We start from the raw sequence: 14,208 nt of genomic DNA, 5'->3' as shown, positions 1-14,208 counted from the left end.
GTGCCGCTGAGAGCCGACGGAAAAGGCAGGCTAGAGCAGGAGAGGAAGTTCGACGATCATGGATGGTGTCAATGAACGGGTAGCGAGGCTCGCGTCTGGATGCCTTCCGCGCCCGCGCCTGTTCATGGCTGATGAAGCTAGACGCCGCCACCTCCTTCGCGCGCCTTCTGGCTATGGAAAGAGTGTCGCGATGGCCCAGTTCTGGGCCAATCGCCGTCAAGGCGGGGCCTATGTGGCCTGGACGTCCGCCAAGGAATGCGATTATAATCCCCGTCTGCTCGCAGAGCGCATCCATGCGCAGATAGTCGCAGCATACCGCGCCACCGGGAATGACCCTCCACCGCTTCCGGGCGCCGTTCCTCAGACGCTCCACGCTCTCGCCGCCTGGTTGCAGGAACTCATTGATCAAACGAAATCGATTATTCTCCTCTGTTTTGACGACATCGGGTTTCATCCGGATTTGACGGACGAGATCGAGGACTTCATGCTGACTGCGCCGGCTGACGTCGAGATCGTGGCAGCAACGACTGCGGGCATCGGCTTTGCGCGCATCGCCGCCCGGCGACAGCTCCGGGAAGTCGGGACGGATGCGCTCGCCTTCTCGCTTGTCGAAGCGAATGCAGTCGCGCGTGGCGAGCCCGGAATTCTCATCTCGGAACCGGACATCCATTTGCTCTGGAAACGAACACTAGGCTGGGCGGAACCACTATGCCTTTTGTTACAGGCCGCTTCAACGAATCATGCAACTGCGGGACGTCTGGTCGTCGATCGTGTTACCGGTCGCGATAGCGATCTGGATCGATATTTTCGCAGCGCCATACTCGCCAGTCTCCCGAGTGATGTGCGGGAGTTCTGCATCCGCGCCTCGATCCTTGGGGTGATCTCCGCCGACTACTTCAACCATGTTTTCAACAGGGGCGATGGGGCCTACTTCATCGAAAAGCTCTCCGCCGAACGCATGCTGCTTACCCCACAGGACCGAACACAGTTATGTTATGAATTTCACCCGCTGCTCCGCGAATTTCTCGAGCACAGGTTTGCGGTAGAGCTTCACGGCCTGAAATCGGAACTGTTCGCCCGGGCTGCTCAATGGCAGCGGGCAAGCGGTCATAGTCGCGAAAGTATCAGCCTCTATCTGCGAGCGGGCGATTTGGACGCTGCGGCCGAGGTCGCGTCAACGAGCATGATAGACATCGCGTTGCGCCAAGGCGAGGTGGATCAGATCCAGTTATGGCGGCGCAGCTTCTCCGAGGCTGTCTCTGACCCAACGATCATTGTCGGATCGGCCTGGGCGCAGATTTTCAGTCACGACCAGAAACAGGCGGCCGCGCTGCTGACGGAACTTCGCGCCCTCAGCGCCGGCCTTTCCGACGAAACGGCCCGGCGGCGGACGAAGTGGTGGTGCGATCTCGTCGCCGCGATCGGCGAAGCAACCGCGGACAATCTTGCCGAAAGCAGACGGCAATGCGAGTTATGGATAAAGTTGAATGGTGATGCTGATCTCGTCTCCAGGGGGGCAATCCTCACATGCCTGTGTTTTATTGCGGCCAGCGAACGGCGGTTTGACGACCTGGAAAAATTGAGTATTGAAGCATCCGCCGTCAACATCGTCGCCGACCATCGGTATGCGCTCGGCTGGCTTCACAGCGCGATAATCTACAGCGACATTTCGCGGGGCAATATGCAAGGCGCCGCCGAGCGCCTTAGATGTGCGCGAAACGACAACATAGCCCAGATCAATGCCACACCGTTCTCTGCCAATCTCCTGGAAATACTGGAGCTTGAACTACGATACGAGACGAACCAACTTGACGGTATCGCTTCGCGGGTTGATAATATTCTGGATTTCGTACGTCAACACGGCGTGGTCGATTTCCTCTTTTCGGCCTTTCGTACTGCGGCAGCCATCGCCAATCGCGAAGGCGACCGGAGAGTCGCCAGCGAACTCCTTTGGGAAGCGCGCCTGATCGCAAGGGAATGCACCTTCCCGCGTCTTGATGTGCTCGCGCGTCTTGCCCTGGCCAATCTACTGGTCCTGGATGGCCCCGACGAGGCCATTGCGATCTTGCCGGCGCAAAGCGAGCCTGTTTTTCAGACATCACACGGCCCATGTTTACGCGCCATGAGGTCGCTCGCGGAAGCTCGTATCGCAGCGCGAAAAGGGAAGCATCATCTGTCGAGCCGGTTAGCGAGCGCCACGTTGGATCACGCGCGTCGCAGCCAATCGAACAGGCTGGAAATTTCAGCTCTGATGTGCCTCGCAGGCGCCAATGCGGCAACAGAAAGGTTGGCGGTTGCCGAGCAACGCGTAGCGGATGCCATCGATATCGCCGCACGAAAGGGATGTTTTCGAACGTTGCTTGACGAGCGTCAATATCTGGAATTTTTAGGACCAAGCTCGATACCGCTGCTCGATCTCCTGCCAGGCGATCAGGATTTTGGCAGCCACCGCATCGAGTTAAATGATTATCCTGCCTTCACATCAAAAGAAATCAAAAATGCTATCCTTACGAGAAAGGAATTGGCAATTCTCCAGAAGATCAAAGAAGGTCTTTCAAATCGCGAGATCGCCCTAAAACACAGAATTAGCGAAGACACAGTTAAATGGCATGTCCACAACATATTTTCCAAGTTTGGAGTTAAAAATCGCGTCCAGGCGATATTATTAGCAGATAGTATGAAACTTTTTCACAAATGAACATTTCTATTCAACGCTCGCCAATTGGCTGACGGATGATTCAATCGCTCCGTATCATGGTATCGAATGATGCGGCAATCGGGGCTTTTCGGCTTATCGGACCACAAGATGATGTTGTCGGCGGATGGCGATTCGCTGGAAGTGCTGGCGCGGGTTGTTGATTTCGAGGCGTTTCGCGCGACGGTGGTTTCCGCGCTGAATTATTCGGATAGGCCCCTGTGCATTATTCGGACACAGATACACAGTTGCAGTTTTGTGTGCAGCGGCAGGTGGCTTTCGGCATCGAGGTCGAGGCGGTCGGACCAGATGACGTGCGCCCCTGATTGTTACCATTCAGAGGTAGAGTCCGGCTCCTTCTACACTACTGCCCAACCTTGGACCGTTCCGGTCTAGAGTTTTCCGCCTTGCTGATCCTACACCATTCTCAGGACCACCCGGGGTTAGAGTTTCCCGGCCTTGATCACGGTGACGGGCTGGGTGCGCCACCGGGATTTACCAGCGTGATCGGGGGCTTGTTGCCGATGGAACCATGCGGCCGATCCTCGTTGTAGTATCTGCGCCACTCCTCCAACTTTTCGCGGGCATCTGCAAACGTCAGGAACCAGTGTGTGTTCAGGCACTCCGCCCGGAACCGCCCGTTGAACGCTTCGATGTAGGCATTGTCTGTCGGCTTGCCGGGCCGGGAGAAGTCCAGCGTGACGTCGTTGGCATAGGCCCACAGGTCCAGGTCGCGGCTGATGAACTCGGAGCCCTGGTCGACCCGGATCGTCTTCGGATAGCCAACCATGGCGCAGGTCACCTCGAGGGTCTGGACGACGTCTTTGCCACGTTAGCTGAAGCGCTGACGTGATGTGGTGGACGACCTCCGTCAGTACGCGGATCTTGCGGCCTGTCGCCAACTGGTCATGGACGAATCCATGCCCCACACACCATTCTCGCGGGAGGCCGCGCAGTGGTCTTCCCTCAGCTTCGCCTTCACCCTTCGCTTGGGCGTCTTGTTACGCAGTTGGAGGCCCAACTCGTTGTAAATCCTGTGCGTTAGCTTCATTTTGATCTCCCAGCCTTCATGGCGAAGAAGAACGTGCACCCGCCGGTAGCCGTAGCGGGCGCGGGTCTCGCAAATCTCACGGATGCGGGCTTCAATGCCGGCCTGCTCGCGGCGGCGGGATTTGCAGTGGTAGGTTGAGGTGTCCATCTCCAGAACCTGGCAAGCCCGGCGGTTCGACACGCCCCAATCACTGCGAACCCCGTTCACCAGCTCGCGTTTACGAGCAGGCCTCACAGTTGTCGGCGAATGACATCCTGCAGCATCTCCTTGTCCAGGGACAGGTCCGCCACGAGCTTGCGCAGCTTCGCATTTTCGTCCTCGAACTGCTTCAGTCGACGCATATCCGGCGGCAGCATGCCGTCATACTTCTTCTTCCAGTTGAAGCAGGTCGCCTGGCTGATCCCGGCCCTGCGGCAGATGTCTGCCACCGGAACGCCATCCGCGCCCTGTTTCAGAATGAACGCCTTCTACGCGTTTGAGAATCTGGATGCCTTCATCATCCTTCGCTCCTCCCAGCCAGGGGAGACTACGGCGAAAAACTCTAACTCAAAATGATCCAGCTTTTCGGGATCAGATCAAAATGCGCTCCATGCTCTCCAGGATGTTAGCCAATATCAGTGATCTCGACCCCGACCGAAGTCGGTTTGAGCGTGCGACAATGCCAACTACATATTGTATGCCCCGCGACCGCTGGCGACCAGTGTTCCGGCTTCATCGTGAATGCGTACGTCGGCCACGCTTAACGATCTTCCGGCCTTGATCAGGCGCCCTTCGGCAAGGAGCGTCTGGCGGCTCGCCGCCCGGTGGTAATCAACCCTCAGATCGGCGGTGGACTTGGACATGCTTCCTGACGCGAGGACAGTGTAGAAACCTGTCAGATCGATCAGCGAGGCAAGAATTCCGCCGTGCATTGACGGCAGCGTCGGGTTGGAGATCATCTCGTCCCGCCACGGCATTTCGATCAGAATGTGTTCGGCATCCGCTTTGACCATTCGCAGGTTCAGCCACCGGTGAAACGGCGCGACCAACAGTGTGCGGTTAAGATCTTCGAGTGTCACGCGATTGTCTCCGGTTCGGCCTGGCTTTCGAGGAATTCGAGAATTGCCCTGCTGAAGACGTCGTTGTCGTCACCGACGACCATGTGTCCCGCGCCGGAGACATCGGTGAACTGCGCGCCGGGCACCGTCGCGACAAATCGTTTCGCAGCCTCAAGGGAGATCAGGTCGCTCGATCCGCCCCGCACCAGGTGGACCGGTAGCGCGAGGGCGCATGCAGCCGCCTGGGCTTGGGCATAGTCCTGTTCGCGGCGCGCGGCCATGTGATTCAGAAAACCAGGATCCCAATGCCAGCGGTAACGCTGGTCAGCGTCGAGGCGGAGATAGCTCTTCAGACCCTCGCTGGCGCCTCGCTTCTCGCGGTTCGGCATATAGTCTGCGATCGCCTCCGCGGCTTCGTCGTATGACGCGAAGCCGCGCTCCACATGGGCGTTCATGAATCCGACAATTCGCGAAACGCCCTCCGGGTCCATTTCCGGCGTAACATCGACCAGCGTCAGCGACGCAAAGCTGCCCGGCCGCACCGCGCCTTCCGCTACAAGTGCGGCCAATCCGCCAAGCGATGCACCGATCACATGCGGCCGCTGATCCAGCCTGTCGCAGACCGCAAGGATGTCCTTGCCGAAATCGGTAAAGCGGTATTGGTCAGGGGCTGCCCAGTCGCTTTCGCCGTGGCCGCGCATGTCGATCGCCACCGAATGATAACCGTGCTGCGCCAATTGCTGCATCGTCTTGCGCCAGGTTCGCCGGGTCTGCCCCCCGCCATGCGCCAGTAAGACTGGCGGTCGACCAAGGCCATCGCCGACAAGGCTTGCGGCGATGGAGATGCCGCCGCTTCCGTCAAACGTCATGTGCATGGCGTATTGCTCAGTGCTGAAGTTCTGGCAGATGCAGCACCAAGCCATCGAGTTCGGGGACCATCGAAATCTGGCAGGCGAGGCGACTAGTCTCGGTCGTCCCCTCAGCGAACTGGATCAGATCGCTCTCCATGCCGCCTTCTTCCGGCGGCCCGACCCGATCCATCCAGGCCAGGTCGACATGGACATGGCACGTGGCGCAGGCACAGACCCCGCCGCAATCGCCGTCGATCCCCGGCACACTGTTGAATAGGGCGGCTTCACGAGCGCTGAGCCCCTCGTCTATTTCAACCGTTCGACGGGTGCCATCGGCGGAAACAAAAGTCACTTTGATCATTTCGATGTTCCGTATTTCAAGCGAAATCAAGGCTTCAGTGCGCGTGGAGCTTCACCGGCAGCCGGGTGATCCCGCGCACCAGATTCGACAGTAGCCGCTCGGGTTCGCCGACAACTTCGACGAAGCTGTAGCGCTTGAGGATTTCCTCCCAGATGATGCGAAGTTGCAATTCGGCCAGACGGTTGCCCATGCAGCGGTGGATACCGAACCCGAACGAGAGATGGTGGCGCGGATTTTGGCGATCGATGATGAACTCTTCGGCCCGGTCGATCACGGTGTCGTCGCGGTTGCCCGAGAGATACCACATCACCACCTTGTCACCTGTTCTGATCTGCTTCCCGCCAATCTTCACGTCCTCAAGCGCGGTGCGGCGCATATGGGTCAGCGGGGTCTGCCAGCGGATGATCTCGGGGATCATGCTTGAAACGAGCGCCGGATTGTTCCGCAATTTCTGATATTCGCCGGGGTTCTGGTTGAGGGCCAGGACCCCGCCGCTGATCGAATTGCGGGTGGTGTCGTTACCGCCCACGATCAACAGCAACAGATTACCGAGAAATTCCAGGAAGGGCATATCGCGGGTGGCCGGGGAATGCGCCATCATCGAGATCAGGTCGTTGCCGCCGGGCTGGTCGATCCGCTGGTCCCACAGGCCCTTGAAATACATCGCGCACTGGATGAGTTCTTCGCGGCGCTGTTCAAACGATTCAACGATGCCAGTCTCTGGGGACGCGGTGGTGACATCCGACCAACGCGTAAGCTTGGCCCTTTCTTCCCAGGGAAAATCGAAGATCGTCGCAAGCGTCATGGTGGTAAGTTCGACCGAGACCAGCTTGACCCAGTCGATCTCTTCTCCAATGGGCAGCGCATCGAGGATGGCGCCTGCACGTTCGCGGATGACCGGCTCGAGCAGCAGCAAATTGGAAGGTGCGACAACAGGACTTACAGCCTTGCGCTGCTGATCGTGCTTGGGCTGATCCATCGCGATGAACATTTCAAGCTCAAGCGCGCTTTCGTCGCTGTGCATGTCCTGGACTGAGATGCCGCCCAGCTTGGCTTCCGACGAAAAGACCTTGTGGTTGGTATCGACCGCCATGATGTCGTTGAACTTGGTCACCGACCAATAGGGTCCGAACCGGCTCTCTGCGCAATAGTGGACCGGGTCTTCGCGGCGAAGCCGGGAAAAATATTCCCCCACCGTGTCATTTTGGAAGAGGTACGGATTGGCGACATTGATCTCGCCAAGCGGAATGGAATCGACGGTTTGGTTATGGACTGCCGAGGTTGCCATGCATCTGCCCTTTCCTGATGCGTCAGCTGCTAGCCAAATGGATCGCACGAGTCAATAAAGATTATCAGCTTTTACGCCTTTCCCTCAAGCATGAACTGCCTAACGTAGGGGTCAAGGCGAGAGCGTCCGGATTTCTGCTGTATTCAAGCCAATGCCCGATGGATGATTTGAGCCTAGACATCGCAATGAATTAATGCTTATACCCTTTTTATGATTTCGAAATCGAACGCCTCACTAAATCCCGGCACGGTTGCCGCAATCAAGGCCAAGCGCGCATTGCAGGTTGCACAGGCAATCGTTCTGGACATCCAGTCGAATGCACGGGAAATCGGTGACAGGCTGCCTCAAGAGGAAGACATGCTCGCGCGCTACGAGGTGGCGCGCGCGACGTTGCGCGAGGCGCTCAGGTTCCTCGAACTCCAGGGCGTTATTCATCTCCAGCTGGGCAGGGGCGGTGGTCCTGTGGTATCGCGACCGCAAACCCGGGATTTCGCCAGTTCGCTCTCGCTGATCCTGCAATTTATGGACACCGATCTGCGCGCGCTGCTCGAATTGCGCGAAGCAATTGCGCCTGACATGGCGGCGCGGGCGGCAGAGCGAGCGACCAATGCCGATCTGGCCGCGCTTTCTGATTGTTATGCCCAGCTTGAACGTGACAGCGAAACTGCTGCTTTCGAGGAAACCAACCGCCGCTTTCACGACCTGCTGGGCTGGGCCAGCGGCAACCCGACCTTTGGATTGCTCACTTCAGCTCTGCATCTGCTGACCCGCGACATGGCGGTGGAGCTTGGCTATTCCGCACAGGAACGGGCCAACCAGTTGCGCTGCCTGGCCCGCATTCTGAGTGCGGTTCGCCTGTGTGATTCCGACGCCGCCCGCCGCCATATGGAGCGGCTCGTCAAGGGTTCTTCCGAATATCTGGCCGAACGAAGCCCCGAACTTGTGGCGCAAAAGGTGCAGTGGGGAGAGGTGGCTTAGATCGGCCAAACGGGTTTGGATGGAGAGGGCAATGGCACTGAACAGTCGAATTTGCAGAATGCTCGGGATCGAACATCCCATCGTCCTGGCCGGGATGGGCGGAGCAAGTGTCCCCGCCCTGGCGGCCGCCGTGTCGAATGCAGGCGGTCTGGGCGTGCTGGGAGCGGCAGCCTGCTCACCCGAACGCCTGCGCAGCTGGATCCGCGAGACGCGCTCGCTCACCGACAAACCTTTTGGCGTCGATACCTTGCTGCCGGCTTCGGTCCGCCGGGGCAAAGCTCCGGAAACCGGTGCAGCCCCCGCAGATCCGATGGCGGTGTTCGGCGAATACCAGCAGTTCGCTCGCGATTTCATGTCCAGCGAAGGACTGGATGAGGTCGATCCCATCGCAGCGATGCGCGCCGCCGCCGGGGCGGAAAGCGAGGGCGGCCCGCCGCTGTTCTCGAAGGAATTCTTCGAGGCGCAGATGGAAGTGGTGATCGAGGAAAAGGTGCCCGTCTATGCGGCGGGATTGGGCAATCCCGGACCGTGGATGGACCGCCTTCACGCCAACGGCACGATCGTCATGGCAGTGGTGGGCAAAGTCAAACATGCATTGCAGGTTGTAGAGTCGGGGATCGACATGATCGTCGCGCAAGGCCACGATGGCGGCGGGCACAATTCGCCGGTCGGGACGATATCGCTGATCCCCCAGGTGGTCGATGCCGTTGGCGATCGGGTTCCGGTGCTCGGCGCTGGCGGCATCACTGACGGTCGCGGCGTGGCAGCGGCCTTCATGTTGGGTGCGGAAGGGGCTTGGGTAGGAACGGCATTCCTGGCAACTGACGAGGCAGGGATCGAGGATTTCCAGAAGCAGGCCATCGCCGAAGGCGGCGATGGCGACACGGTGGTCAGTCGATCGATTACCGGCAAACCGGCCCGGATGATCGCCAACAAGTGGGCCAATGCCTGGATCGAGGCCGGCAAAGAGCCATTACCCATGCCGTACCAATCGATGGTCGCCGGCCCGGTCATGGCAGCGGCGATCCGCGACAAGCGCATGGATGTGCTTCCCGGTTTTGCGGGACAGGGCATCGGGCTGATCAAGTCGGTCCGGCCCGCGGCCGAGGTGATGCGCGATCTGGTCTCCGATGCCGAAAAGGCCTTGGCCGGGGCCAAGCGATTTGGGTGAAGAGGCCGCGGCAACATGGCTAGCGAGGCGAAGATGCAGGGTCTAGAACTGAAGCGCAGAATCCGACCGGTGGAAGCCTTCTCGGCGATGAAGGTCCTGCTCCGCGACAAGGAAGACACAGCTCAGGTTTTCAGGATCGTCGAGGCCTTGGCCGGAAACAGCTATTATCACCATTTCAGGCGATTTGCGGAATCCGAAGGCGGAAGGCGCATCCTGGCCAGCCGCAGCAATCTGCTCGAACACCTGCGCGACCGCGAACGGCTGGCACGCTGCCCGATCGGAAGCCTGGGGCAGCGGTATCTGGCATTTGTCTATGGCGAAGGGCTGAGCGCCGACGGTCTGGTCGAGGCGAGCAAAGTAGGTGGTGTCCGGTCGTTCGTTGACCCCGATGTTGCCCTTTTCCGCAACCGGATGAGAGATTCGCATGATCTCTATCACATTGTCACCGGCTATGGCCGTGACGGACTGGGCGAAATTTGCGTGCTGACCTTTGGCAACGCCCAATTCTACAATCACGGAATTGCCTTCCTGCTTCTACTTGGGCTGTTCAAATCAAGGCGCGAGCACCCCGAATTGCCGGTATTGGGTCCGATGATCGAAGCCTGGCGGCGTGGTCGCTCCGCCAGGAACTTTTCCGAAATCCAGTGGGAAGAATTTCTGGATCGCCCACTCGAAGAGGTTCGCGCAGCGCTACTTCTGGCTCCCGCGCCCCGATACCGCGCGGCTGAGCCCGAGGCCAAGCGGATCGAGGTCGAATTCCAGGTCCGCCGCGAACTGGCATTGCAACGCGAAAGAAACCTGGAACCGGCATGAGCTTTTCCGACAAAGCAGCTATCACCGGCGTCGGCGAAACCGACTTCGTCAAGGGAACCGAGCGCACTGCCGTTGACATGATGCTGGAAGCATCGCGCAAGGCGATTGCCGATGCCGGCCTGAAACCTTCGGACATCGACGGCATGGTGCCGCCGCCGATCTATACCACCAGCGAGGAGCTGGCCGCTAATCTTGGGATTGAGGTGCTGCGCTATGCTGCGACCGTCCATATGGGCGGCGCCAGCCCGACCACAGCGCTGCAGAACGCGGCGATGGCGATTGCCTCCGGGCTGTGCGATCATGTGCTGGTCACGCTCGGGTGGAACGGGTTTTCGGCACTTCGGCCCAAACCCGGGGCTCCGCCGACCCGGCCGATGAACATGAACACCCTGACCAACACCATCCAGGGCTACTACATTCCCTATGGTGTGTTCCTGCCGGTGCAGATGTATGCCTGGCTGGCGATGCGGCATTCGCGGCTCTACGGGGTAGGCCCGGAAGCGACTGCGGCAATCGCTCTGGCCTGCCGCAAGCACGCCCAGCTCAACCCCAAGGCCTTTACCCATGGCAAACCGCTGGACTGGGACACCTATCATTCGGCGCGGTGGATTTCGGAACCGTTCCGGCTTTACGACTGCTGCCTTGAAACCGATGGCGCCTGTGCGGTGGTGGTATCGCGCCTCGATCTTGCGCGCGACATGCCGCACGTTCCGGTAACGATTGCGGGCGCGGCCGAAGGGCACCCGTACCCTGCCGACGATATTCCATCCCGGCCCGACCCGTTCAGAATCGGCCTGTCCTATGCCGCCCCCAAGGCTTTCGAAATGGCCGGAGTATCGCGCAGCGACATGGATTTTCTCCAGGTTTATGACTGTTTCTCCTATGTCGTTCTGCTCCAGCTCGAAGCGATGGGCTATTGCGAACCGGGCGGCGCGCTCGATTTTGTCAAGGACGGTCAGATCGAGCTTGGCGGGAACTATCCGCTCAACACCCATGGCGGCCTGCTCAGCGAAGCCCACGTCTGGGGGCTCAACCACGTAATCGAGGCGGTCCGCCAGTTGCGCCACGATTGCGGCGAACGCCAGGTTGAAGGCGCCCGGACCGGGCTGGTCACCGGGTGGGGCGATCTGGGCGACGGCAGCATCGCCATCCTGCGGAGGTTCGACTGATGAACGAAGATCTCCCCCCCAAGGCCCGCGCTGCAGTCGCAGCCCCGCCCAAGCCGCTGCCGCGACCGCAGGACCCGGTCGAACAGGAGTTCTGGGACCGCTGTCAGGATGGGCACCTCCATTTCCAGAAGTGCCAGAGCTGTGGTTCGTGGCGGCATCTGCCGCGCTACATGTGCGCGCGCTGCGGATCGCCGGACTTCGCCTGGGAGCAGAGCAGCGGCAAGGGCACAGTGTTTTCGTGGACCGTGGTCCATCAAGCGCTACATCCCGCCTTCGCGGCCGACATTCCCTATATCGCCGCCGTGGTCGAACTCGACGAGGGGGTCCGCATGGCCACCCGTCTGGTCGATTGCCCGATTGACGCTGTCCGTCTCGACCTGCCGGTGACACTCGCGTTCGAGACCATCGGAGAAGACTTCCGCTTGCCCGTCTTCCGGCCGGCCTGAAAGGACGCTGTGCAATGGACCTGAGTTACGGCCCCGAGTATGAGATGTTCCGCGAGGAAGTGCGCGGCTTCATCGCCGCCAATCGTCATCTCGCACCAACGAATGCCGGTCGCGCGGCGCGCCCGTCGAAAGAAGGCGTAGCCTGGCAGAAGCTGCTGATTCAGCACGGCTACACCGCGCGCACGATTCCTCGCGAATACGGCGGGTTCGGGGCCGAACCAGACATACTCAAATCCCGGATCATCGCCGAGGAGTTTGCGCGCGCCGGGGTGCCCGGAGGACTTGCCAACCAGGGCATTTCGATGCTGGTGCCGACCTTGCTCGAGCTTGGCACCGAAGAGCAGAAGCGGCGCTGGATCGAACCGACGCTCGCGGGCGATGTGGTGTGGTGCCAGGGCTATTCCGAACCCGGATCGGGATCGGACCTCGCCAGTCTCAAGACCAGCGCACGGGTCGAAGGCGACGAATTCGTCATCAACGGCCAGAAGATCTGGACCAGCACCGCCAAGGAAGCGGACATGATCTTCTGCCTGGTACGGACCGAAGGGGACGCCGCCAAGCATCAGGGGATCAGCTATCTGATCTTCCCGATGACCACGCCGGGGATCGAAGTCCGCCCGCTCAGGACCATGACCGGCCATGCGGAATTCAACGAAACTTTCTTCACCGACGTGCGCGTGCCAGTCGATCAGATTGTGGGGCAACGCGGGCAAGGCTGGTTCGTCGCCAACGCCACGTTGGGACACGAGCGCGGGATGCTGGGCGATCCCGACGCGCTCGAAAACCGCCTTTTGGCCCTGATCGCGCTGATGAAGGTGGAACAGGTTGACGGTGTCCGGGCGATCGACCTTCCGGCCTTCCGGGATCGGCTCGTTGCTCTCCAGGCGGAAGTCGCGGCGATGAAATACAACGGAATGCGGATCCTCTCGAACCAGATCAAGGGCGAACCGGGCGGCCTGGCCAAGCTGATCGTCAAGCTCCAGGCCTGCGAGCTGGCCCACCAGATTTCCGCTTTGGCGATCGACGCTATGGGCGAATTGGGAATCCTCTACAACGGAAGCGTCCACGAGCGCGAGCACGGCAGCTGGCAATGGAACTACATGTTCCAGCTCGGCCTGATCATCGGCGGGGGGACCGCCCAGATCCAGAAGAACATCATTTCGGAGCGAGGCCTCAACATGCCGCGCGAGCCGCGCCTGGACCTGCCCAAAGGCCCGTCGGCACAGGGAGGGCAGTGATGGACTTCGGACTTTCGCAAGAACAGCAGATGCTGGCGGAAAGCGTGACGCGCCTGTTGCGCGAGCTCTGCCCGCTGGATGAGGTCCGGCACGTCGCCGAAGGCGCAAGCGCAGTCAGCGCGCAAACCCAGGCTGCGCTCGCCGAGATGGGATTGCCCGGGCTGGTTGTGCCAGAGGCTCATGGTGGCCTGGGCATGGGGATGCTCGATGCAGCGGTCGTCGCCGCGGCGCTGGGGGAGGCGGTAGCCCCAGTGCCTTTTGCCGGTCGCAACGTGATGGCGCCGCTCGCCTTTATCGAGGCCGGTACGGAGGCGCAGAAGGCGCAATGGCTGCCTAAGATGGCGTCCGGTGAAGCGCGTTTCGGCGTTGGCGTGCAACAGCTGGTCAGCAACCGTGATGGTTCAGGCCTGCTCTGCACTGATGGAAAGTTGACCGGCGCGGCGCTGTTCGTGCTCGATTGCGAAGGCGCCGATTACTTCCTGGTCGCCGATCAAACCGGGCGGCTGCACATCGTATCGGTGCAGGCAGACGGGTTGCAGCTGATTGACCTCAAGACGATCGACGCGACGCGCTCGGTCGGCGAACTGCGGCTTGCTTCGACCCCGGCGGAAGCTCTGTCCGACGATGGCGGCGCAGCGGCGCGGCGGGTGATTGCGGCGGGGCGGATCTTGCTCGCGGCGGACAGCTTGGGCGCCGCGGATGCGATGATCGCCCAGGCGGTTGCCTATGCCGGGCAGCGCGAACAGTTCGGCCGGGTGATCGGCAGCTTCCAGGCGGTCAAGCACATGTGCGCCGAAATGACCGCGAAGAACGAACCATGCAGGTCGCTGGTGTGGTATGCAGCCCACGCCTTCGATGCGGCGCCGGAAGAGGCGGCCCTGATGGCGTGCCATGCCAAGTCCCACACCGGCGAAGTGGGCCTCTTTGTCGCTCGCACCGCGACCGAGGTGCATGGCGGCATGGGCTTCACCGACCTGTTGGGGCTGCATTACTGGTTCAAGCGGATCGGCTTTGACCGGCAGGTTCTGGGTGGGCCCGAAGCAGTCCGGGAAGAGGCGGCGATATTGCAAGGCTGGACCGCAAGAGCGGCCTGACAGAGCGAGAGGACAG

Annotated in this window: 12 protein-coding genes and 1 pseudogene; 8 read left to right on the top strand and 5 right to left on the bottom strand. The window is 60.4% G+C overall.

The features are described from left to right. Nucleotides 1-190: 190 nt before the first annotated feature. The gene (locus CD928_RS22320) at nt 191-2,698 is read left to right on the top strand and encodes a LuxR C-terminal-related transcriptional regulator (protein ID WP_040110211.1); all 2,508 of its coding nucleotides are present in this window, start codon (nt 191-193) and stop codon (nt 2,696-2,698) included. A 460-nt stretch (nt 2,699-3,158) separates the two neighbouring features. Here the strand turns inward: CD928_RS22320 and CD928_RS22310 are convergent. The 5 genes and pseudogenes from CD928_RS22310 to CD928_RS22290 form a co-directional block, all read right to left on the bottom strand. Continuing rightward, nucleotides 3,159-4,204, bottom strand: a pseudogene (locus CD928_RS22310) (IS3 family transposase). A 207-nt stretch (nt 4,205-4,411) separates the two neighbouring features. After that, on the bottom strand, nt 4,412-4,804 hold the full coding sequence (locus CD928_RS22305) for a PaaI family thioesterase (RefSeq protein ID WP_228383948.1): 393 nt from the start codon (nt 4,802-4,804) through the stop codon (nt 4,412-4,414). Continuing rightward, complete coding sequence (locus CD928_RS22300; protein ID WP_066272550.1) at nt 4,801-5,658, bottom strand: alpha/beta fold hydrolase; 858 nt, start codon at nt 5,656-5,658, stop codon at nt 4,801-4,803. The genes CD928_RS22305 and CD928_RS22300 overlap by 4 nt, the downstream gene beginning before the upstream one ends. A gap of 10 nt (nt 5,659-5,668) precedes the next feature. Next, on the bottom strand, nt 5,669-5,995 hold the full coding sequence (locus CD928_RS22295) for a 2Fe-2S iron-sulfur cluster-binding protein (RefSeq protein ID WP_040110207.1): 327 nt from the start codon (nt 5,993-5,995) through the stop codon (nt 5,669-5,671). Between the two features lie 34 nt (nt 5,996-6,029). Next, nucleotides 6,030-7,283, bottom strand: a complete 1,254-nt coding sequence (locus CD928_RS22290; RefSeq protein WP_066272554.1) for a cytochrome P450 — start codon at nt 7,281-7,283, stop codon at nt 6,030-6,032. A gap of 210 nt (nt 7,284-7,493) precedes the next feature. On the opposite strand from CD928_RS22290, the gene CD928_RS22285 reads away from it, so the two are divergent. From CD928_RS22285 to CD928_RS22255, 7 genes are read left to right on the top strand one after another with little or no spacing between them, the layout of a single operon-like run. Then, on the top strand, nt 7,494-8,261 hold the full coding sequence (locus tag CD928_RS22285; RefSeq protein WP_052209041.1) for a FadR/GntR family transcriptional regulator: 768 nt from the start codon (nt 7,494-7,496) through the stop codon (nt 8,259-8,261). Between the two features lie 31 nt (nt 8,262-8,292). Further along, nucleotides 8,293-9,432, top strand: a complete 1,140-nt coding sequence (locus CD928_RS22280) for a nitronate monooxygenase family protein (RefSeq protein ID WP_066272559.1) — start codon at nt 8,293-8,295, stop codon at nt 9,430-9,432. A 15-nt stretch (nt 9,433-9,447) separates the two neighbouring features. Next, entirely contained in the window at nt 9,448-10,245 is a 798-nt protein-coding gene (locus CD928_RS22275; protein WP_231731334.1) for a ubiquinone biosynthesis protein COQ4, read from the top strand. Then, nucleotides 10,242-11,414 (top strand): transporter, encoded by a 1,173-nt coding sequence (locus tag CD928_RS22270; protein ID WP_066272562.1) that lies wholly within the window; start codon nt 10,242-10,244, stop codon nt 11,412-11,414. Before CD928_RS22275 ends, CD928_RS22270 begins: the two co-directional genes overlap by 4 nt. Further along, complete coding sequence (locus tag CD928_RS22265) at nt 11,414-11,860, top strand: Zn-ribbon domain-containing OB-fold protein (protein ID WP_176473672.1); 447 nt, start codon at nt 11,414-11,416, stop codon at nt 11,858-11,860. The genes CD928_RS22270 and CD928_RS22265 overlap by 1 nt, the downstream gene beginning before the upstream one ends. A gap of 14 nt (nt 11,861-11,874) precedes the next feature. Then, entirely contained in the window at nt 11,875-13,098 is a 1,224-nt protein-coding gene (locus tag CD928_RS22260; RefSeq protein ID WP_040110203.1) for an acyl-CoA dehydrogenase family protein, read from the top strand. Further along, nucleotides 13,098-14,192 carry an acyl-CoA dehydrogenase family protein gene (locus tag CD928_RS22255; protein ID WP_040110202.1) on the top strand — a complete coding sequence of 365 codons (1,095 nt, stop codon included), beginning with the start codon at nt 13,098-13,100 and terminating at the stop codon, nt 14,190-14,192. Before CD928_RS22260 ends, CD928_RS22255 begins: the two co-directional genes overlap by 1 nt. Nucleotides 14,193-14,208 lie beyond the last annotated feature (16 nt).

It is taken from the genome of Sphingopyxis sp. GW247-27LB (genome assembly GCF_002277025.1).
Classification (GTDB): Bacteria; Pseudomonadota; Alphaproteobacteria; order Sphingomonadales; family Sphingomonadaceae; genus Sphingopyxis.
This window is presented reverse-complemented; position numbering and strand designations above follow the sequence as displayed.

Bases quoted from the DNA above. Each gene is read 5' to 3' on its own strand.
- CD928_RS22265 (WP_176473672.1), top strand. From the start codon at position 11,414: ATGAACGAAGATCTCCCCCCCAAGGCCCGCGCTGCAGTCGCAGCCCCG.
- CD928_RS22290 (WP_066272554.1), bottom strand. From the start codon at position 7,283: ATGGCAACCTCGGCAGTCCATAACCAAACCGTCGATTCCATTCCGCTT.
- CD928_RS22275 (WP_231731334.1), top strand. From the start codon at position 9,448: ATGGCTAGCGAGGCGAAGATGCAGGGTCTAGAACTGAAGCGCAGAATC.
- CD928_RS22255 (WP_040110202.1), top strand. From the start codon at position 13,098: ATGGACTTCGGACTTTCGCAAGAACAGCAGATGCTGGCGGAAAGCGTG.
- CD928_RS22320 (WP_040110211.1), top strand. From the start codon at position 191: ATGGCCCAGTTCTGGGCCAATCGCCGTCAAGGCGGGGCCTATGTGGCC.
- CD928_RS22295 (WP_040110207.1), bottom strand. From the start codon at position 5,995: ATGATCAAAGTGACTTTTGTTTCCGCCGATGGCACCCGTCGAACGGTT.
- CD928_RS22270 (WP_066272562.1), top strand. From the start codon at position 10,242: ATGAGCTTTTCCGACAAAGCAGCTATCACCGGCGTCGGCGAAACCGAC.
- CD928_RS22285 (WP_052209041.1), top strand. From the start codon at position 7,494: ATGATTTCGAAATCGAACGCCTCACTAAATCCCGGCACGGTTGCCGCA.
- CD928_RS22300 (WP_066272550.1), bottom strand. From the start codon at position 5,658: ATGCACATGACGTTTGACGGAAGCGGCGGCATCTCCATCGCCGCAAGC.
- CD928_RS22260 (WP_040110203.1), top strand. From the start codon at position 11,875: ATGGACCTGAGTTACGGCCCCGAGTATGAGATGTTCCGCGAGGAAGTG.
- CD928_RS22280 (WP_066272559.1), top strand. From the start codon at position 8,293: ATGGCACTGAACAGTCGAATTTGCAGAATGCTCGGGATCGAACATCCC.